A 21,091-nucleotide genomic window follows, 5' to 3' on the forward strand; every position below is an offset into this window, starting at 1 on the left:
GGAATTGCGACACGCTCTGTTATGCCGGTAAGTGCCGCCTTTGCCACATCACACAGTCTCGATTTTCATGAGCAGAGGTGTGCCGATGACGGTTTTTAGGGGTTTCAGGGCAGTGAGGACGGAAAGCATGGCCGCTTCACTGGTTTCATGTGTGACAAGCGCAAGCGGTACAACCGTCTGTGAAGTCGCTGGCTGGACCTGTTGTTCTGCCGCGTGCTGCGACAGCGCACGCAGCGAGACACCGTAATCGCGCAGTGCTGCCGTGATATCGGCGACGACACCCGGGCGATCCTGAACGAAGAGCCGCAGATAATAGGCGCCGCGCAGCGTCTCGCGTGGGGCGCAGGCGATCTCGGGCTGGGGCGCCATGCCCCAGACCGGCAACGCCGTGCCACGCGCCAGATCGATCACGTCGGCCAGAACGGCACTCGCCGTCGGGCCTGCACCGGCGCCGCGCCCCTCGATCAGCATGGGACCGCTGAAGGCCCCTTCGGTCAGAACGGCATTGAACACGCCATCGACATTGGCGATGGGTGCCGATTGCGGCACCATGCAGGGGCGCATCGAGGCCTCGATCTGGCCTGAACCGTCGCTGCGTGCACTACCCAGAAGCTTGATGCGATAGCCCATTTCACGGGCAAAGGCCTGGTCGCAGGCGGCGATATTGCGAATACCCTCGACATGCAGGCTGTCGAAGCGCACCGGGCGCCCAAAGGCGAGGCCAGCCAGAATGGCCAGCTTGTGCGCGGCGTCCCACCCGTCGACATCGGTTGATGGGTCGGCCTCGGCATAGCCCAGCGCTTGGGCCTCGGCGAGAATATCGTCGAAATCGCGGCCCGTTTCGCGCATGGCGGTCAGGATGTAGTTGCAGGTGCCGTTCAGAATGCCACCTACGCGGATCAGATGATCGGCAGCCAGACCTTCGCGCACGAGCTTGATGGCAGGGATACCGCCCGCCACCGAGGCTTCAAACAGGAGCGAGGTGTTATTTTCTCCCGCCAGCGTGGCGAGTGTGGCCCCGTGAATGGCGAGTAGGGCCTTGTTGGCAGTCACGACCGGCTTGCCAGCCTTGAGTGCGGCCTCGACCAGCGCGCGGGCTGAGCCTTCGGCGCCACCGATCAGTTCGAGCACCACATCGACCTTGGGGTCGGCGGCAAGGGCGATCGGGTCGTCATGCCATGTCAGACCCGACAGATCGACGCCACGGTCGCGCGTGCGATCACGTGCCGAGACGGCCACCACTTCGATGCTGAGTCCGGCACGGGCCGTAATGGCCTGGGCATTTTCGCGCAGCAGACGCACCACGCCGGCCCCGACTGTGCCAAGACCAGCAATACCAAGATGAAGAGTTTGACCGTTCACGAAACTGCCTCTGCCTGTTGGACGCCATGTTTGTTGAGAAAGGTCTTGATGGCGCGTGTCGCCTGACGCAGGCGCTGCGTGTTTTCCACAAGACCGATACGCACGAAGCCTTCACCATATTCACCAAAGCCAAGACCCGGCGCGACGGCCACGCCAGCCTCTTTCAGCAGGAGCTTGCTGAAATCGACGCTGCCCATTTCGGCAAAGCGCTCGGGGATGGGGGCCCAGGCGAACATCGAGCCCTGGGGCGAGGGAACATCCCAGCCTGCGGCATGCAATCCGCGGATCAGCACGTCGCGTCGCTCGCGATACATGTCGCGAATTTCGGTCACGCAATCCTGCGGCCCGCTGAGTGCTGCCACAGCCGCGACCTGAATGGGGGTGAAGGCGCCGTAATCGAGGTAGGATTTGATGCGTGTGAGCGCCTGGATCAGATGTGGGTTGCCTGCGGCAAACCCCATCCGCCAGCCTGCCATCGAATAGGTTTTCGACAGCGAGGTAAACTCGACCGCAATGTCCTTCGCGCCCGGTACCTGCAGGATCGATGGCGGCGGCTCGTGGCCGAAATAGATCTCGCAATAGGCGAGGTCGGACAGGATCCAGATCTGCTCGCGACGGGCGAAGGCTACCAGCTCCTTATAGAAGTCGAGCGAGGCCGTGAATGCCGTGGGGTTGGAAGGGAAGTTCACGATCAGCGCCGTGGGCTTGGGCACGGAGTGACGCACGGCGCGTTCGAGCGCGCGCAGCATGTCCTCGTCGGGCGTCGCCGGAATCGAGCGCACCGAAGCGCCTGCGATAATGAAGCCGAACTGATGGATCGGATAAGAGGGGTTGGGCACCAGAATCGTATCGCCGGGGCTCGTGATGGCCGAAGACAGATTGGCCAGACCCTCTTTCGATCCGAGAGTCGCGATGACCTCTGTCTCGGGGTTCAGATCTACGCCGAACCGGCGTTCGTAATAGCCTGCCAGCGCACGGCGCAGGCCGGGAATGCCCCTGCTGACCGAATAGCGATGGCTGCGCGGGTCCGCCACAGTCTCGACCAGCTTCTTGACGATATGGGGCGGTGTGGGGCTGTCAGGATTGCCCATGCCCAGATCGATGATGTCTTCACCATGCGCTCGGGCCGCGGCCTTGGCCTTGTTCACTTCGGCGAACACATAGGGCGGCAGGCGACGGATACGGTGAAACTCTTCGGTCATTTTCTCGGCTCGGGGGCACAGGGTTGAAATAAAATTACCGGAGTCAGGGCGACTCCGACAATCTTCACTAACCCGATTCCAGAACCGGCGGAACCTTCCTCAGTAAGGCGAGCGGTCAATTCTCGCACCCCGTCCCAGCGCGCCTGCGCTGATGCGGATATGCGACGCCGGTATACCGCGCAGGATCAGGCTCTGGGCCAGCACGCGTGCCCGAAGCAGGCCGAGCTTGATGCCGAGCACCTGTTCGGAGGGCTGGAAAGAAGTGATCTCGCCAAAGCCCTTGATGAACAGCATGTCGTGCGGGCTGCCTGCGCCCAGAACCTTGCCGATCACGCCATCCTGTCCGCTCGCGATCTGGTCCGACGCCTGATTGAAGCGGATCAGCGTGCCATGCGGCTCAGTCAGATCATAGGCAGGCGGCGCGATATCGGGCAGCGCTGCATCGCGCGGGATGGCGAAGCCCGGGAAGTCGGGTGCGACGGGCGGTAGATCGCCGATCTGGGGCAGTTCGCCCGGTTTGATGGGCGGTGGGGCGAAGCGTGTCACTTCGGGCAGAGCCGCCTCAGAGGCCGGTCTGGTATCGTCCGCCGTCTTCGATCCGGCCGTCTTGGCAACGGGGGTATTCACAGTAGCAGATGGCGTGGCGGGAGGCGTCTGTCCGGGCGCGACGACGCTCATCGACGAGCCGCTCTCGCTACTGGAAGCGCGCGGCTTGGGCGGTGGAGGCGGAGGGGCTGCAATCGTCAGCGGACCATCGGCCACGGCGACATGCTGGCTGAGATTGCGCTGAAGCGTCATACGATCGGTCAAAGCCTGACGGGCCTGCGCGCTGGGCAGATCGACGTTCGTCGTAGGGGTCAGTCCCACGCGTGGATAGGGGCCGTGCACGCCCGGCGCAGGGGGGCGCTGCTTGGCAATCTCGCCGCCCTGATACTGGTTGTACCAGTTGCCGACCGTGTCGACGGCGTCTCTATGCCCACAGGCGGCCAGTGTCATGATGCCCGTCATGGCAAAGCCTGTTCGCAGCCAGCCTGTTTTCTGCATGTTTTCCGATCGACCCTTGCGTTTCTTGTCCGGTTTTCTCGCGCTGGCGCCACCCTAACCGTTCCCGCTCTTTCTGGCGAGATGCTTGATTTGGAGCAAAAATCGGGGGGGCTCTTGTGAGGGGCGCCTATCGAGCGCAACATATAAAGGATGAACAGGCTCCACCGACATAGGAACCCCAGCATGCGTGGTACGACACCCCAGGACCTTTTCCGTCTCGCCCCGCGTCTCGACGATGAAGACCCCGATCCTCAGACCCCCGACGCGCCCGAGCAGAAAGAAGCTGCCGAGAAGCCGCCCGGCGCAGAGATCGAGGGCAAGCTGTTCGAACAGCGCAAGGTGCTGATTTTCGGCGGAATCAACGACAAGGTCGCTCGTGATGTGACGGGGCGCCTCCTTGCTCTGGCAGGCGCGTCCGACAAGCCGATCGACATCTACGTCAATTCGCCGGGTGGCCATGTCGAGAGTGGCGATACCATTCACGACATGATCCGTTTTGTCGATTCCGTCGCTCCGGTGAACATGATCGGCACAGGCTGGGTCGCGTCTGCCGGCGCCCTGATTTTCGCCGCCGGTCGCCCCGAGCGTCGTCTCTGCCTGCCCAACACGCGCTTCCTGCTGCATCAGCCGATGGGCGGCGTGCGTGGCCCGGCAACCGATATCGATATCGAAGCCCGCGAAATCATCAAGATGCGCGAGCGTCTCAATCGTCTCTTTGCCCGTGAAACCGGCCAGTCCTACGAGAAGGTCGCCAAGGACACCGACCGCAATCACTGGATGTCCGCCGAAGAAGCCATTGCCTATGGCCTTGTTTCGCGCGTCATCAGCAAAATGAGCGACATCAAGGAATAAGAAGAGGAAATCTCTCTCATGTCTCGTCTTGAACAACTCTACAGCCATCTTCCCGATGCGCCGTCAGACAAGACCCTGGCCAAGGCCGATTTCGAAGCCCGTCACTGGAGCAGCGCCATTCCCGGCCCGCTCAAGCCGGGCACGGAAGAACACAAGCGTGCCGTGGCCGACATGTTCAGGGAGACGTTCAACCCCTACAAACCTTCGGTCATCGAATGGCCTGAGCTGGACCCCGCAACCCTGCATCGCATCACCTCCCTGCCCATCTGGGACATTGCGGTGCAGACCGAAGGCAAGGCCCGTCTGCGCATGGCGGCCTACGCCGACATGATCGACGACCCGGACATGAAGGACGCCCTGCGTCGCAATGCTTGGGAGGAAAACCGCCACAAGGAGGTGCTCTCCAAGCTGGTCGAGGCCTACAACATCCCGATGGCCCTCGAGCCGCCCTATATCGAGCCGAAAGATACGGAATGGGCCTATCTGGTTACCGGTTTTTCGGAATGCGTCGACAGCTTCTTCGCCTTCGGTCTTTTCGCTCTGGCCGAGCGCGCCGGTCTGTTTCCGATGGAGCTGATCGAAACCTTCGAGCCGGTCATGCAGGAAGAGTGCCGTCACATCCTGCTTTTCGCCAACTGGCTGGCCTGGCATCGTGCCACCATGCCTTGGTGGAAGCGTCCGGTGTTCGAAGCACGCGTTCTCGGCGTTTGGGCTTTCCTCGCCTATGAGCGCATGGATCTGGCGCGTTCGATCGATTCCGAGGGCAACGAGCACACGCAGGACAATAATTTCACCGTGACCGGCGCCAAGGACATGACGGATATCGACATCAAGGTGCCCGAGCTGATGCAGCTCTGCCTTGATGAGAACGATCGCCGCTTCTCCGGCTACGATCATCGCCTGCTGCGTCCCACCACAACGCCGACTCTCGTCAAGACCGGGCTGGCTGCCTATCGTCTGTGGGGCAAGGCTTCCGGTGCGGTGCGTTCACGCCTTGGCCATAAAGCGCAGCACGCCCCTGCATGAGTATGATTGAGCCGGGATCAGAGGCGCACAAGCACTATTTCTGTCAGCAGTTTATCGACACCCATCAGGTGTTCGATCCTGAGACGCTCCCCTGGCCCGAGCTGACGGAAGAAGAACTGTCCCGGCTCCGCGCTGTCCCGTTCTGGCAGGAGGTGTATCATACCGAGCGCCGGGCCGGGGCCATTGTCGACGCCTTTACGCCCCAGATCATCGACCCTGAGGTGAAAGAGGCTGTCAGGCTTCAGGGCTACGAAGAGGCCCGTCATGCCGATCTGATTCGCGTCATGATCGAGCGTTACGGTCTCGATGCCGAGAAGCAGCCGATCGAGAAATTCCCTGCCGATCTCGAGAAAGCTTTCATCGATTTCGGCTTCGGTGAATGTCTCGACGCCTTTCTCGGTTTTGGCGCTTTCAAGAGCGCGCGCCAGTCGCAGTTCCTGCCCGAGAAGATGTTCGAGATCTTCGACATTCTGATGTTCGAAGAGACGCGTCACATCGTCTTCTTCATCAATTACATGGCCTGGCGTGAAAAGCGTCGCGGCCTTGGCCGCGCAAGGCGGTCATTCAAATCGCTGCATTTCTACCTGCGCGCGCTCAGCCGCCTTTTGGGCATGGTGCGTCGTGGGCAGGAGCCCAATGACGGGCGCGATTTCGCCGTGACCCAGACCAATCTCTTTCTCGACGGCTTCTCTTTCCGCGGCTTCGTCGAAGATTGCTATCGCGAAAATGCCCGTCGCATGACGGCATTCGACCCCGGTCTTATGCAGCCCCGGCTGCTTCCCGGCATCGCCGATCTGGCCCTGCGCGGGCTGCGTCTGTGGGACAAGGGGCGCGGTCTGTCGCGCTGACTGGCATGGGGCTCTGCCCCATCCCCCGCCAAAGGGCCGTCGCCCTTTGGAAACCATCAAATAGGGATGAAAGGGGTGCGCCCCTTTCCGGGGATCGGGGCAGCGCCCCGCAAAGTTTGCTTGTTCATTCTCCGGTCGCGCCACCGCCTGCATGGCGACGATCATAACCGCCATAGAAATGGCCGTCGGAATGCGATCCGAGTTTGGCACCGCCAGCAAGAACGCCCTCGGCTGAGCCCCAGGGTTGGTGCGTTTCCAAAGTGTAGCCATGAGCGCGCAATGTGGTCATGACGGGTTCCGACAGGGCGCCGGGTTCGATCTCGACGGCTTCGGGCTGCCATTGTTCGTGAATGCGCGGCATGTCGACGGCTTCCTGAATGGTCATGCCGTAATCGATCACGCCCAGAATAGCTGCGAGGGTGATGGTGGGTATGCGCGAGCCGCCGGGGCTGCCGATGGCCATGATGGCCTTCCCATCCCTGGAGAGGATGGTGGGTGACATGGAAGAGAGCGGCGTCTTGCCGGGCGCGATGGCATTGGCCTTGCTGCCTACGATGCCGAACATGTTCGGCTCGCCGGGTTTGGACGAGAAATCATCCATCTCGTCATTCAGGAAATACCCGGCGCTGCCCGCCATGACCTTGGCCCCGAACCACCCATTGAGCGTATAGGTGACGGACACGGCGTAACCCGAGTGATCCATGATCGAATATTGCGTTGTTTCGCGTTTTTCGGGCTGCGGATCACCAGCCATGAGGCTGGCTGAGGCAACAGCATCTTCGGCAGGGATGCCAGCGCGGATTTTTGCGGCATAAGCCGGGTCGATAAGGTGGGACACGGGGTTCTTGACGAAGGCAGGATCACCCAGATCGCGTCGATCCGAATAGGTGTGACGCATTGCCTCGACTTCCTGATGTGTCGAGAGCGCGCTGTAGAGCCCTTCGGATTTGAGGTCGTAGCCCGACAGAATGTTCAGCATTTCACATAGCGCCACACCGCCTCCGCTTGGTGGCGGGGCGGTATCGATCTGATAGCCACGATAGGTGCAGCGTACCGGCGCCATGACACGCGGTTTATAGGCGCCGAAATCGGCCATGGTCAGCAGGCCGCCATTCTCCTTGCTGACACGCACCGTCTCTTCAGCGATCCAGCCGCGATAAAAGACATCCGGTCCCTTATCGGCGATGGCCTGAAGAGTATGGGCGAGATCCGTCTGTTTGAAGCGCTCGCCAATCGCGAAGGGACGGCGGTCGGCGCGCAGAAAGATTTTCGTGGCATAGGGATCGTTGATGAAGGCCTTGGTCGAGGTGTTCAGCAGGTGAACGTCGTTCTCTTCCAGAGTGTAGCCTTCACCGGCCAGAGCGATAGCAGGGGCCATGACCTTGGCACGCGACAAACGGCCCCAGCGTTTGAGGACGAGATCGAGCCCTGCCACCGTGCCGGGCACGCCGACCGATTTCCATCCGATGGTAGAGAGCCCCTTGATGATCTTGCCATCCTTGTCCTGATACATCGTTTCGGTAGCCGCAAGCGGAGCGTGTTCGCGGAAATCGATGAAATAGGCTTTGCCATCCGGCGTGCGCAGGGTCATGAACCCGCCACCGCCGATATTGCCCGCAGCCGGATAGACGACGGCCAGCGCATAGCCCACGGCGACGGCGGCATCGACGGCATTGCCGCCGTCACGCAGGATCCTTGCCCCGACATCAGAGGCCAGATGCTGCGCCGAGACCACCATGCCATGCGCGCCCAGAGTCGAGGGAATAGGGGGGCGGCTGGTCGTGGCACCGCCGAAATTGAGCGCGTCTCCCCCCGGTGCTGCCTGAGCGGTTGCCAGAGCCGAAACCGAAACTGCGCAGGAAAGGGCGGAAGCAAAAAGGCGCTGGCGCCAGCGACGGGACGGTGAAGCGGGGAGAGCCATGGAGCGGTCCTGAAATCAGTGAGAAAAGGAGGGCGAAGCGGAGAGAGGGGGCGGGCTGAGCGCGTTATTGCTGCGATCGACATCGGGAATGGCGTGATCGGGGTCGATTGTGGCGTTCCGCACGGGACTGCCTCCCTTGAGTGTCACCACATGGGTATTCCCGCCGCTCCAGACTTCTGTCGGAATCACGAGGCGTTCGACGCTGCCATCCTCGCGTGTGACGGCAAGCGTGACCGGCAGAGGCAGCCATCCCTTGTTGCTGATCGTTAGCGAGACGCCTTTCGCCGGGTCATGATCGGGATAATCGATCGCGTCGAGTGCGTAATCGGGACTGCGGTTTTCGAAATACCAGCCACGCCAGAACCAGGAGAGATCCTCCCCGGCATCGCTTTCCATCAGGCGAAAGAAATCCGACGGGGTCGGATGCTTGAACGCCCAGACGGCGATGTAATGGCGAAAGGCGCGGTCGAAGCGTTCCGGCCCCAGAATTTGGCTGCGGAGCAATTCGAGCCCGTAAGCGGCCTTGAAATAGGCCATGGCATGACGATTGCCGTGCCCCGGAATGGTGGAGGCGGTCATGAGCGGGTCATAGACCGGGTCTGTCAGGATCCTGACGATGTCATCGGCAGGCTTGCCCGTGTCGGGGGCGTATTCGCCATCCTGCTTGGGGGCGAACTCCCCCTTGTTGAAATGTTGGGAAGCAAGGGAGTCGATGAAGGTGTTGAAGCCCTCATCCATGAAGCCGTGGCGGCGCTCATTGCTGCCGACAATCATCGGGAACCATCCATGACCCAGTTCATGGGTGGTGATCCAGAAGAGCTTGGCATCACGGTCCTGCATGCCGTCGAAAACGATGCCGGGATATTCCATCCCCGCGCCATGACCGCCGACATTGATCGCTGTGGCCCAAGGATAGGGGTACCAGCTCGAAGAGAAATACTCGATGCTGTGCTTCACATATTCCGTCGAGCGGTCCCAGGCTTGGGGGCCGATGCCTTCCACCGGATAGACCGACATGGCCAGTCGCGGGACGGGCTTCAGGCCGGGAGCGGGTGAGATCGGCGGCAGATCCAGCCTTGCGGCATCCCAGAGCAGGGCAGCAGAGGCGACGAACGCCACATCACGCGTATTGGGCATGAAAAAATGCCAGCTATGGGTGCCGCTGGCGCCAAGGTGGGAGGCGGCTTCGGTATCGGCCTGACTGCGGATCAGAATGCGTTTTTCGCTCGTGCGGGCCTGCGCCAGACGCTGGCGCTCCTGCGCGGTAAGAACCTCGCTTTCATTGAGCAGCGCCCCCGATCCGACGACCAAGAAATTCGAAGGGACAGTGACGCGATAATCGATATCGCCGTAATCGAGATAGAATTCGCCACCCAGATAGGGGGCGGTATCCCAGCCGCGCAGATCGTCGAAAACGGCCATGCGTGGATAGAACTGGGCGATCTCGAAAATATTTCCGTTTCGCGATGGGGTGACGGCGGTACGTCCTCCCCAGATTCCGGGCACCTCGTAATGCCACGACACGCTGAAGCTGATCGTGCTGGCGGGCGGCAGCGGGGCGGGCAGGGCGATCTGCATCCGCGTGTCGGAAATCAGCGGTGTGACAGTGATTTCCTTTCCGTGGGCGTCGAGCAGCGCGACATGGTCGATCTGCATTCCCTCGGTATGGCCATGCGCCTTGAAGCGCGCTGGCATGGCGGCAGCGCCCCGTGACGTCTCGCGGTAGATATTCTGGTCGAGCTGCATCCACAGCACGTTCAGGCTGCTGGGGCTGTTATTGCGATAGGTGATGGTTTCTCGCCCGGTCAGGCGATGGGTGGGGGCATCGAGCGCCACTTCGATGCGGTAATCGGCCCGGTTACGCCAGTAATCGGGGCCGGGTGTGCCATCGGCAGAACGATAGCGGTTGATCGCCGTCGGATAATCGATGGGCGCGAAGATATGTGCGGGTTCCGGCCCGGTTTGGGCCGGAGGGGGAGAGGGGGCCGCCGCGACAAGGAATGTGGCCAGCCCTGTTGCAGCGCTGGCTCTGAGAAGGGGCTTTGTCGCTGCCCGATAGCGTGGCTTAGAAATTCGCATCGACACGGCCGAAATAATAGGCGCCGGTCATCGAAAGCGGAGAGGCTGAGTCGTAGATCTTCGGGCCGAGATAATTCACGACAGCCGGCACCATGCGGGGGCGCTGGTTGAAGATGTTGTTCGAACCGATCGCGACGCGCCAGTGCTTGTTGAAGCGATAGGCCACCTCAAGATCGGTGGTCCAGACGGGCGTGTTTTCGAAAGGCAGGAAGGTTGTGGTGGAATAGCGGACAGAGGAAGGCGCGAGGTCTTCATAGGTGAGCAGCGTCTTGTAGGAGCCAAAACGCGTCTCGCGCAGATTGACGCCCCACTTGCCGTAATCCCAATGTGCGTTGAGGATGATTTTCGAGCGCGGCACGCCCTGGGCCGAGGCCTGGGTCTGGGCATTGGCAAACGGATTATTGAAAATATTGGTGTTGAGATGGCTCACCACCGTGCGGTTCAGATTGAGCAGCATGGACAGGTCGAGCGAGCCGTAGCGATGCAGCAGAAAGCGGTAATCGCCCTGGATATCCAGACCCTGTGTGCGGGTGCTGGCGGCGTTGGCATAGTAATTGGCCTTGATGTTGCTCAGGGAAACGCCGTTGCCTGTAGCGATATCGACGCCCGAAGCCTGAATCGCCTCAAGGGCCGAAGTGCCAGCAATGCTCGAGGCGGCCAGAATACGGTCGCGTATATTGATCTGATAGACATCGGCGGAGATGTGGAAACGATCGATCGGCTCGAGCACGATGCCGCCTTCGGCGCTGGTCGACCGCTCGGGCTTGAGCTGTGACGCCCCGATGGCGCGTGCGGCAGCGCTATTCGCGCCAAGAAGGCCCGATGCGCCTGTGGGCGAGACACTGAGTGAGCTGTAATGCTCCTCGGCCAGTGTTGGCGCGCGGAAGCCGGTGCTGATCGTGCCGCGAATGGCGATACGACGTGTGAAATCATAGCGTGTGGTGACCTTGCCGGTCTCGGTATTGCCTGCGTCGGTGTAGTGCTCGAAGCGGCCCGCAAAATCGAGATCCCAGTGCTTCAGTGGGTGGAAATCGCCATCCAGATATCCGGCCCAGACATTGCGCTGCCACGTGCCCGCGCTGACCGGCGATATCCCCGCATAGCCTGACGTGCCGCCATAGAGATAGGACGCATCATTGCCCGCCCCGACATGGTACATTTCCAGACGATGCTCGGCGCCCATGGCGAAGGTCATGGGGGTGGCCATGCCGACATTGAAATTACGGCGCATGTCGAAATTGCTCGTCCACTGGGCCATGCGATAGGTCGCGGCACGTGTGGTTGTGGGCGAATAGCCATAGATCTTGGCATAACTGGAATTATAGGTGTTCTTGACGCCGATATCGTCGTCATCCTCGCCGTAAAGCGTACTCAGATCCCAGTTGAAGCCAAAAAGATTATCGCCCTTCAGGCCAAGATTGGCCTGAAAATTATTCTCGTCGATCGTCTCAAGCGGCGAGAAGCCATAGGGATAGATCGTGGTCGGGGCCGAGGCGCCGGGTAGACGATAATTCTCATAGGCTTCGGCGTGACGATGCGCATAGGTGATCAGCCCGTAAGTGCGCAGGCCCTCGACAACATCCTTGCCCCATTCGATCGAGAGATTTTCGCGCGTCTCTTCTGGCGTGCTTTCGATCTTGTTCGAGTTGGCAGGCCAACTCGACGTGGCGGTCCAGCGATGGTCACGCGTGCTCTTGTTATCGGCAACGAAATGATCTGTGTGATAGACCTGACCGGAAATATGGACAAAGCCGTCGCTGCCCCATTTATGGCCGCCATCGGCACCGATCAGATATTGCCAGCCATCGCCATTATAGGCATTCGCGCCAGTCTGGGCGTAGGTATGAATGCCATGATCGGTTTTTTTGGTGATGATATTCACCACCCCGGCGATGGCGTCAGACCCGTACATGGCGGCAGCGCCATCGCGCAGCACCTCCATATGATCGATAGCCCCTGCCGGGATCATGTTCAGATCGACCGGGGTAGTCCCCCCCGCCATATTGCCGGTGATGTTGCGTCGCTTGCCATCGACCAGCACCAGGACCTCATTGGCCGAAAGCCCACGCATACGGATGGATGAGGTCAGGGCCGCCGTATCGTTTCCCAGTGCCGAAACGCTGATGGACGGGTCGAGACGCGCCAGAACACTGGCAAGGTTCAGCTCACCGGTGCGTTCCATCTGGGCCTGGGTATAGAGGGTGATAGGCGAAGAGCTGTCACGTACGCGCTTGTTGGACGAGCGTGTTCCTGTGACGATAATGGCCTCGTTGCCCCCATCAGCACCCTTGTCGGCATTTTTCTTGCGACGCGGAGCCGATGCGCTTTTCCCGACAGGATCATTCCGCGTGGCAGATTTCTGCGACGCGTCAGCGGCAGGGCGATGGCCGTGCGGTTTATGCTGGCCGTGCAGAACTGCACCTGTGTCAGCAGCAAGAGCCGGGCGCGAAAAACCCTGGAAAAGGGCAGTAGACGAAATCAGGGCCAGAAGAAGGGTTTTCGGCGCAAGGGTCTTTCTGGCAGCCGGCAGCTTACGGGGCATTCACGGAGATCTTTCAGCACGATATCATTACGATACGAATTCGTAATATCCGAGCATAAGCTGACCTGATGGGCAATAAACGAAAAGGAAACTTTATGTAACATATTATTTTATAACACAGGAACGTTGTGGATTGTGTTTTTGTGATATTGACTCTGCGGTGGTTCGAAAGGTCTGGTTTTGCGGCGGGCTCTAGGCGTCGTTGGTCCAGTAATGCCGAATGATGTTCATCGCTGGCCGATGAACTCTATTATCGGCTATTTCAGGCTATCCGAGTCAAAGCGGCAGAAGCCGATTTATGCTATCATCGATTGAGATGGCTTGTCGCGCTGCGCCGATAGCGGTGCTGTCGCGCCTCGTCACGATTTTCTGGTTTTTCGAGAATGCCTTCTTGCAGAGGATGCTCTGTTGCCCGACCCGTCTAAGGCTCGTGACGTCATCAGTCAGTGGGACAGCCCCAGGAATTTTTCCGTATCGGGGTCGACGGGGATGCCGATCTTATTTCTTTCGAGGGCTTCTTCCCATTCCTTGTCGCCCGGCGCGCAGACGGGTACGCTCGGTTCGGCTGGGGGGGAGGCGTGGAGAAGGCCGAGATAATGCGCCATTCCGGCCTCAAAAGCCTCCTGACCGATGAATCGTGCCGGGTCGAACGCGACCATGATATGGCCGACATCCTGTGGCTTCGTGCCGCTCTGCGCGTCGGCGGTCGAGACCATGACAGGGTCGGGATCCGCACCGGCCAGAATAGCGGAGAGAATGGTCACCATGCCCGCAAGCGCCGCGCCTTTATGGCCATAGGCCATGCCGCCAAGCGGTTGCAGAAACCGCGCCTGCATGGCGTCGAGTGTGGGATGGCCTTCCTCATTCAGGGCCACTTCGGGCGGCAGGGGCAAGCCAAGGCTGCGATAGAGCTTTACACGATTGAAGGGGATGGAAGACGTGGCCATGTCGAGAAGCCAAGGATTGCGGTTGCGCACAGGCGCCCCCATGGCGATAGGGTTGGTGCCATGAAACGGCGCCCGTCCTCCTGCCAGAGCGACGGCGCGGTCGGAATTGCTCAGCACGAGCGAGACGAAGCCTTTTTCGGCAGCGGCCAGCGCATAGGCGCCTCCAGCGCCATAATGGGTGGAATGATGCACGGTGACGGCGCCTATCCCCGCATGGCGGGCCAGAGCGACGGCCTGATCCATGGCGTGGTAGGACGCCGCATGGGCGAGGCCGAAATCGGCGTCGAGCCGACCGGTTGCAGGGGCCGTCTGTTCGAAGCGACGCTGAGGGCGCCGGTTCACTCCGCCGTTCTGGAGCATGTCGACATAATAGCCGATCAGCCTCACGCCGTGGCTGTCCGTGCCCAGGTGTGACGCATGCATAAGGGCACGCACGGTTCCTGCGGCATCTTCAGGCAAGGCCCCTGCGGCGATGAGTCTGGACTGGCAGGCCTCTGCGAGCAGGGCAGCCGGGTAGCGTGTGGCGTCGGTCATGGCGATCCGTCTTCAGCGGTTATTGGGAGCCGAGCATCTTCTGTGCCCGTTCGCGATCGAGCGCGCCTTCCCATGCTGCAAGAACGACTGGCGCAACGCAATTCCCTGCCAGATTGCCTACGGCGCGCGCGATGCCGCTAAACCAGTCCACGGCGATCAGCAGAACAAGGCTCGAAAGCGGGATGGAAGGCGCTGCGGCCATGGTGGCGGCCAGCACGACGATGGCAATGCCCGGCACACCATGCGCGCCTTTCGAGGTAATGAGTGCCGTGGCCAGCATCGAGAGGATCTGCGTGAGGGTCAGTGGCGTGTGGGTGACCTCGGCCAGAAAGACGACGGCGAAGCCGAGATAGATCGAGAGCGCGTCGAGATTGAGCGAATACCCGGCGGGTACGACGAGCCCGACGACCTGTCTCGAGATGCCCATCGCCTCGAGCTTTGTCATGATGCTGGGTAATACGGAGTCGGAGCTTGTGGTGGCCGTGACGATCAGGATCTCTTCGCGGAAATAACGCGCGAAACGCAGCGGGTTGATGCCGCAGATCTGAAGCAGCCCGCCGAGAATGACGACGATGAACACGGCGATGGCGCTGAAATAGAGAATGACGAAAAGCGCCAGATGATCGATGGCGTCCAGCCCGTATTCGGCCACAGTCGTCGAGACAGCGCCGAATACGCCGAGAGGGGCGGTCGCGATGATGACGCGCATCATGCGTGAGAAAAGCGCCGAAAAGCTGTCGATCAGCCTGGTGATGGGCGCACCGGCTTCTCCCAGTCGTGACAGGCAGCAGCCAAGCAGAACCGCGAAGAACAGGATCTGGAGAATATTGCCTTCTGCAAAGGCCGCGATCGGCGAACGGGGAATGAGGTTGAGGATAAAGCCCGTAACGCCCTGGCCATGCAGCGCATGGGCATTGGCGGCATAGCTTGCCACGGCACGGGCGTCTTCCACGCTCGGTGTGTAGTGCATGCCGCGTCCCGGATGGAGAAGCAGGGCCGCGCCGACGGAGAGAAGCAGCACGATCGTGGTCATGGCTTCGAAATAGATGAGCGCCCGGCTGCCGAGCCGACCCACAGCGCCCAGAGAACCCGCGCCGGTAATGCCGCTCACGACGATGCAGAACAGCAACGGCCCCACGATCATGAGGATGAGCCGCAGAAAAAGATCGGTCAGCCAGCGACACTGATGGGCGAGATGCGGGGCGAAAAGTCCGAGAAGAATGCCGCCTATGGTGGCGACGATGACCTGAATGAAAATACCGGGGCGATAGCGGGAGGATTTCTTCAGATCATGAGCGCTCAAATCGATTCTCCGGCCAGAAAACGCATGGGTGCCGGATCACGAAAGGTAGATCCGGCAGCGAAACATCAATAGGTTACGTTGATCTTAGCACCGACGAAACGGGGCAGACCCGGAATCACGCCATAGAAGGTCGCCTGCGTTCCCCCTGAGAGCCAGTAGCGACGATCGGCCAGGTTCTGCCCGTAGACGGTAAGCGACACGTGCTGCTTGGGGGCGGCAAAGGTCAGGAAGGAATTGACCAGAAAATAGGCAGGTGCGCGATAGATGCCGCCATCGCCGATATGCTGCGGCTGGGTCTGGGCGCCGCGATAATTGTAATCGACATCGAAAGTCATGCGATAGTCGCGGAATATGGGCCAAGTATAGACCGCCGCACCCGAAAGGGTGAGGTTGGCGAGGCCCATATTATAGCCGTTATAATTGGTATAGACCGGCGACCACATGCCGGTAGCGGCGAATTGCGCGGTCGTGGCGCTGCGGTTCAGGCTCTGGAACTGCGTGTAGACGCCGTTCTGATAGCCGAAATTCTGCGTCAGTGTCAGACCGTGAAAAGGATGCGCCTCGATGTCGAACTCGGCTCCATAGATATAGGAGCGCGGGGCGTTGACGTAGCCGCCGAGCACGCCGTAAGGCGGCACAAGAATGCTGCCCAGAAGCTGCTGGTCGCGATAATCGTAATAGAACCCGGCAGCGTTGAAGCGCAGGCGGCGGTCGAACAGCATCGACTTGAACCCGCCCTCATAGGTCAGCACGGATTCGGGCTTGAAAGGGCGAAGCTGGTTGGCGTTCTGCGTGATATTGGCGGAGAACCCGCCTGGCTTGAAGCCTTTCGAGAAGATCGCATAGCCCATGATATTGGGCGTAACCTGATATTGCGCCCCGACGCGCCCGCCGAACTGGTTGGTCAAGGCACCGGCACTGCCGAAATTGGTCTGTGACGTGGCGAGACCGGTATTGAGATTGACGTTCGTGCTGGTCAGATTGAGCATCTGGCGATCGTCGGATTCGTGGTTGATCGCGCCGATCAGGGTCAGTCTGGGCAGGATACGATAGCTGAGCTGCACATACTGGTTGAAATTCTGCTGGTTCTGTCGATAGGCGGTTTCGTTCAGCGGCGTCGTGCCGGGACGGTCGGAGCTGTCGTACCAGAAGCTCTGTGCCATGCGGGCGCGGCTGTAATAGAGACCCGTTTCCCAGTGAAAACGCGCTTTCGGATCGCGGGATTCGAGTTTGACTTCCTGAGAGAAGACATTCGTCTGGTTATTACGGAACATGTTGCCGTAAGCCTTAACCGAGTTCGTCTGGTTGGTCAGCTCGTGCTCGTCGACCATCTCATAAGCACTTTGCGACCATAGACGCGCCCAGGAAAACTCCTTGGTGTATTTGACATTGGCACCCCAGAAGAGATTGTCCTCGCGCGGCTTGGGATTATTGGCATTGATGCCTATAATCTTGGCAAAGCGCGGGTCCAGACCCCAGGCTGTCTGATAGATGTCATTGGTGATCGGCACACCATAGGCGTTGTAGAGATTATGCCCCGATGACGACTCCGACTGGTCGGTCGTCCAGTGGCCGCCGATATCGAGGCGCGAGGTTTCGTCGATCTGCCAGCGCAGCTTGCCACGCAGCGCGCCGATATTGCTGTTGCCGTAGCCGACGCCCTGACCGTTATGCTGAAAGCCGCCGCCCGTGAGCGATTGCCCGGCGATGCGATAGGAAACGTTGCGCGAAAGCGGTCCGGAAACGAAGCCTTCGACGCGGTTGCGGCCATAGCTCGCAATGTCTTCTGTCAGACCGGCGTGGAATGTCTGCGTCGGATCGCCCGTATGGAAATTGATCTCACCGCCCGTGGTGGACTGGCCATGGGTGAAGCCCGAGGCGCCGGGAGCCACCGAAATATCGTCCATATCGAACAGCATGCCAGTGGTCATGATGCTGACCGGATACGCCACGCCATCGACATAGGGCATGACCGAAGGCGTGTTGTTCTGTGTGAAATCCATCAGACCGACGCCACGCAGGGCGAAATTCAGCGCAGCACTGCCGAAGCTCGGCTGGATGGTCAGGTTGGGGGCAACGCGCACGATATCGGTCAACTGCCGAACGTTCCGGTTCTGCAACTCCTGACGCGAGAGAATGGTCTCCGAATGGGCGTTGTGCTGCCCGGCGCTTGTCACGCCGCGCCGTGCCGCGACTTGAACCGTCTCGTTTCCGCCATTGAGCGGTGCGTGTGCGTGGGCCTTTTTCGGCGTGGCGGGTTTGGCGTGCGGCGCGACTGACGCAGCCTGTGCCGAGGGTGCAAGCGTCAGACAGAAAGGCGATGCCACGATAGTCGAGACGAGCAGGACCGTCCGACAGGACATCATGCGCGAGGGGCGATGGGTCTTCAGGGGGGTCATGGACGGCTCCGACAGCGATTTTTCTCGTATGGGCAGGACTTGTATACTAACTAGAATACAAACTGGAACAGTTCCACAACGAAATGAAAAATTTATGAAATCGGTAGTCGACTGTTGCTGGTTCGATACGATGCAACCCGCTTGCCTTGGGTCTTTGCCCAGCGCATAAAACACTCATGCAGCATCAGAAACTCGACCCGGAACGTGCCAGCGGCCTCGTGATCGAGGAGCGAATCATCCACGCCGTGCTTTCAGGCCGAATCGCGCCTGGCGAGCGCTTCGGTGAGAAAGAGGTCGGCGAGATCTTCGGTGTGTCGCGCACATTGGTGCGTGAGGCGATGATACGCCTCAGCAGCCGCGGACTGGTCGATGTCTCACCGCGTCGCGGCTGGTTCGTGATCGAACCGACCGTGGCCGAGGCGCGCGAGATTATCGAAGCCAGACGTGCTGTCGAGACCGGGCTGATCATGGATCATGCGCTTGTTTCGCCCGAAGCCATCGCACGGTTGCGCGCGCATCACGAGGCCCAGCAAGGGGCTATCGCCGGGCAGGATCTGGCGAGGCGCTCTTATCTGCTCGGTCATTTCCATGTGCATATGGCCGATGTGCTGGGCAACTCGGTTCTGGCCGATATTCTCGAGAACCTGACGGCGCGCACCGTGCTGATTTCGGCACTCTATCAGTCGGAAGAAGATGCGCAGCATTCCTGCAACGATCATGGTGAGCTGATTGCTGCGATGGAGCGTGGCGACAAAGAGGAGGCCATACGCATCACGCAGGACCACCTCGTGCATCTCGAAAAAGCCCTGCGCAATCGCGCCCGGAGCAATCGCCATACCGGGTTGAGCGGCGTACTTGCCGACTCATGAAAAACGCCTGCCCTGCTTTCACAGGGCAGGAAAGCCGGGCTAGAGCCGCCCGTCGATCGTGAAGCCAAAGGCGCGTGGTTGACCAACCTGGGCCTGAAGACCGGCCCAGTTGGTGCGACCGCTGAACAGGATATTCTCGTTGGTCAGGTTCTTCGTATAGAAGCGGATCGTGTAATGGCGTGTGCGGTAACCCAGATGGGCGTTGAGCACATTGTAGTCGCCTGCGACCAGCCCCGTGCCGCTTTCGACCTGTGACGCGTAACTGCCTACACGGTTGAAATTGGCGCCCAAGAAGAAGCCGTTTCTGAAGCTTTTCTCCACGCCGATATTGAGCGTTGCCGAGGGAGCGTTGCTGAACTTCTTGCCTACGACCGAGCGGTAGGCCTCAGGCGCGTCGAGAATCTTGGTGTCCAGAAGACCGAGCCCACCGAATAGCTCGAGGCTTTTCGTGACGTGATAGATCGCTTCGAGCTCCAGACCGAGGCTGCGCCCATGCGGGATATTGACGAAGGTATAGTTCAGCAGGTCCTGATAATCATGATAGTCGTTGTAAAACAGATTGGTGTTCAGGCTGAGTTTGCGATCCAGAAGCTCGGTATGGCCGCCCAGTTCGTAGGTCGTCACCGTTTCCTTGCCGTACTGGTAATAGGTGCCGTTATCCCAGTCGATGGCGCCGCCGCCCGGATTATAGCCGCGCCGCACGGTAAAGCTGGCGCTTGTGACCGGGGTGAAGCTGTAGCTCAACCCGCCCTTGGGCAGGAACATGGTCGTGCCCGCATTGAGGGCGACTTTTCCCCATGAGAGCGCCACATTGCGCGCCTGTTCCTCCCGTTCCACACGGGCACCGGCGATCAGGCTCAGCCCGCCGATCAGATGCAGGGTGCCATCGAGATAACCTGCATAGGTGCGTTCGGCATCGGGGCCGTTCACGCCCATATCCGAGCGGATGGTCTGGTCGCGGTTGAAATAGTAGAATCCGGCCACGCCATTGAGACGGCTATGGGCCGGGGCAAGAACCAGCCGGTCTTCAACGGTATTGTTCTGCTCGCGCAGGGCGAGATGCCCCAGGCTGTTGGCAGTGCCGAGGGCGTTGCCCTGATGAAAGAGCGCGTCGTACCAGACATGGCCGTAGGTCAGTTCGTTGGTCAGAGACGGGCTGATGCGGTAGCTGGCGCGCAGGCTGGCCTGATCGATGCTCGAATCCGAGATGCGCGTATTCATGTCAGGATTGTCGAAGCGATAGCGAAACAGATCGGGGCCCGTCGCGGTGTAGAGATATTCACCATGCTGCTCACGATGCCAGCCCATGAGCGTGACCTTGAGAGCGGGCAGGATTTTAGGCGTCCAGAGCAGCTTGCCGCGTATCGAGGTCTGGCTCACCTCATGCGGGTTGAAAGGCCAGCCATCGCCTGGATAGCGGATATAACTATCGCCCCGCACGCCATCGCCCGTAATGCGAAAGGCCAGCTCGTCCTTGATGATCGGGCCGGATAGAACCCCGGCAAAAACGCCCTTGCTGCCTGAGCTTTCATAGCCGCCTCTGACGCCTGCCTGCCAGTATTGCGTCGGTGCCTTCGAATTGAGCGTGATGGCGCCACCGATGGCATTTCGACCCTGCGTGGTCGCCTGCGGGCCGCGCAGAACGCTGACCTGATCCATGTCCCACGTGCCCGCATCGACATAACGCTGGCCCGAATAGGTTTCGGGCAGGCCATCTATGATGGTGGCCGTTCTTGGGCGGCTGCCCGACATCAGGCTGAAAATACCGCCCGCTGCGCCAGAGCCGGTCATGCCGCGTATGGTCGGTATATCGGCGGCGTTGCCAATCATGTTCGGCACGCGATTGACCACGTCATAGAGCGACCGATACTCGCTGGCATCGAGATGGCGCAGGATCGTTGTGGCACTGTTGGTATTTTGAAGCCGATCCAGCTTGTCGCCCACCACAATGATCGTTTCGGTCGGGTTTGCGCTGTCGGCCTCGCTTTTGGCTGCTTTCGTTTTCTTTGCTGGCGTGATTGCGCTGGCGCCAGGCGTTTTCTCTGTGTCGTCAGCCAGTGCCATGTCCGGCACGCAGAGCGATCCCGTTATCAGGGCGAGGCAGACGTAACGGGTGGCTGAATCGTTTCGGCCCTTGCTGGGGCGCACGCAGCGGCGATGCAT

At 60.3% G+C, this 21,091-nt stretch carries 14 protein-coding genes; 4 read left to right on the forward strand and 10 right to left on the reverse strand.

Annotation, left to right across the window (positions count from 1 at the left end):
- Positions 1-48: 48 nt before the first annotated feature.
- From ABHV46_RS09260 to ABHV46_RS09270, 3 genes are all read right to left on the reverse strand, one after another.
- Positions 49-1,362 carry a homoserine dehydrogenase gene (locus ABHV46_RS09260; RefSeq protein WP_336945725.1) on the reverse strand — a complete coding sequence of 438 codons (1,314 nt, stop codon included), beginning with the start codon at positions 1,360-1,362 and terminating at the stop codon, positions 49-51.
- Positions 1,359-2,564 carry an LL-diaminopimelate aminotransferase gene (locus tag ABHV46_RS09265; protein ID WP_438381232.1) on the reverse strand — a complete coding sequence of 402 codons (1,206 nt, stop codon included), beginning with the start codon at positions 2,562-2,564 and terminating at the stop codon, positions 1,359-1,361. Before ABHV46_RS09265 ends, ABHV46_RS09260 begins: the two co-directional genes overlap by 4 nt.
- A 99-nt stretch (positions 2,565-2,663) precedes the next feature.
- Complete coding sequence (locus ABHV46_RS09270) at positions 2,664-3,608, reverse strand: hypothetical protein (RefSeq protein WP_438381233.1); 945 nt, start codon at positions 3,606-3,608, stop codon at positions 2,664-2,666.
- 183 nt (positions 3,609-3,791) lie between these two features.
- Between ABHV46_RS09270 and ABHV46_RS09275 the strand changes: the two genes are divergently transcribed.
- The 3 genes from ABHV46_RS09275 to ABHV46_RS09285 are packed head-to-tail and all read left to right on the forward strand — an operon-like array spanning position 3,792 to position 6,334.
- Positions 3,792-4,460, forward strand: a complete 669-nt coding sequence (locus ABHV46_RS09275; RefSeq protein WP_336945728.1) for an ATP-dependent Clp protease proteolytic subunit — start codon at positions 3,792-3,794, stop codon at positions 4,458-4,460.
- Between the two features lie 18 nt (positions 4,461-4,478).
- Positions 4,479-5,486, forward strand: a complete 1,008-nt coding sequence (locus ABHV46_RS09280) for a ferritin-like domain-containing protein (protein WP_438381234.1) — start codon at positions 4,479-4,481, stop codon at positions 5,484-5,486.
- The gene (locus tag ABHV46_RS09285; protein ID WP_438381235.1) at positions 5,483-6,334 is read left to right on the forward strand and encodes a hypothetical protein; all 852 of its coding nucleotides are present in this window, start codon (positions 5,483-5,485) and stop codon (positions 6,332-6,334) included. The genes ABHV46_RS09280 and ABHV46_RS09285 overlap by 4 nt, the downstream gene beginning before the upstream one ends.
- Before the next feature lie 124 nt (positions 6,335-6,458).
- Here the strand turns inward: ABHV46_RS09285 and ggt are convergent, their stop codons facing one another.
- From ggt to ABHV46_RS09315, 6 genes are all read right to left on the reverse strand, one after another.
- Positions 6,459-8,255: a gamma-glutamyltransferase gene (gene ggt, locus ABHV46_RS09290; RefSeq protein WP_438381236.1), complete on the reverse strand. Its 1,797-nt coding sequence runs from the start codon at positions 8,253-8,255 to the stop codon at positions 6,459-6,461.
- Between the two features lie 15 nt (positions 8,256-8,270).
- Positions 8,271-10,334 (reverse strand): M1 family metallopeptidase, encoded by a 2,064-nt coding sequence (locus ABHV46_RS09295; RefSeq protein WP_438381237.1) that lies wholly within the window; start codon positions 10,332-10,334, stop codon positions 8,271-8,273.
- A complete protein-coding gene (locus tag ABHV46_RS09300; protein ID WP_438381238.1) occupies positions 10,321-12,876 on the reverse strand; it encodes a TonB-dependent receptor plug domain-containing protein in 2,556 nt (851 codons plus the stop codon). The genes ABHV46_RS09295 and ABHV46_RS09300 overlap by 14 nt, the downstream gene beginning before the upstream one ends.
- Positions 12,877-13,319: 443 nt before the next feature.
- Positions 13,320-14,357 (reverse strand): Ldh family oxidoreductase, encoded by a 1,038-nt coding sequence (locus tag ABHV46_RS09305; RefSeq protein WP_438381239.1) that lies wholly within the window; start codon positions 14,355-14,357, stop codon positions 13,320-13,322.
- 19 nt (positions 14,358-14,376) lie between these two features.
- Positions 14,377-15,660, reverse strand: coding sequence for a cation:dicarboxylate symporter family transporter (locus tag ABHV46_RS09310; protein ID WP_438381240.1), 1,284 nt, complete (start codon positions 15,658-15,660; stop codon positions 14,377-14,379).
- A 65-nt stretch (positions 15,661-15,725) separates the two neighbouring features.
- Complete coding sequence (locus ABHV46_RS09315; RefSeq protein ID WP_438381241.1) at positions 15,726-18,059, reverse strand: TonB-dependent receptor; 2,334 nt, start codon at positions 18,057-18,059, stop codon at positions 15,726-15,728.
- A gap of 176 nt (positions 18,060-18,235) precedes the next feature.
- Here ABHV46_RS09315 and ABHV46_RS09320 point away from each other — a divergent pair, with 176 nt between their 5' ends.
- Positions 18,236-18,928: a GntR family transcriptional regulator gene (locus tag ABHV46_RS09320; RefSeq protein WP_336945737.1), complete on the forward strand. Its 693-nt coding sequence runs from the start codon at positions 18,236-18,238 to the stop codon at positions 18,926-18,928.
- A gap of 39 nt (positions 18,929-18,967) precedes the next feature.
- Here ABHV46_RS09320 and ABHV46_RS09325 read toward each other — a convergent pair whose 3' ends face one another.
- Positions 18,968-21,091, reverse strand: coding sequence for a TonB-dependent receptor (locus ABHV46_RS09325; RefSeq protein WP_438381242.1), 2,124 nt, complete (start codon positions 21,089-21,091; stop codon positions 18,968-18,970).

The sequence above is a fragment of the Asaia sp. BMEF1 genome, from assembly GCF_051628905.1.
Lineage (GTDB): Bacteria > Pseudomonadota > Alphaproteobacteria > Acetobacterales > Acetobacteraceae > Asaia.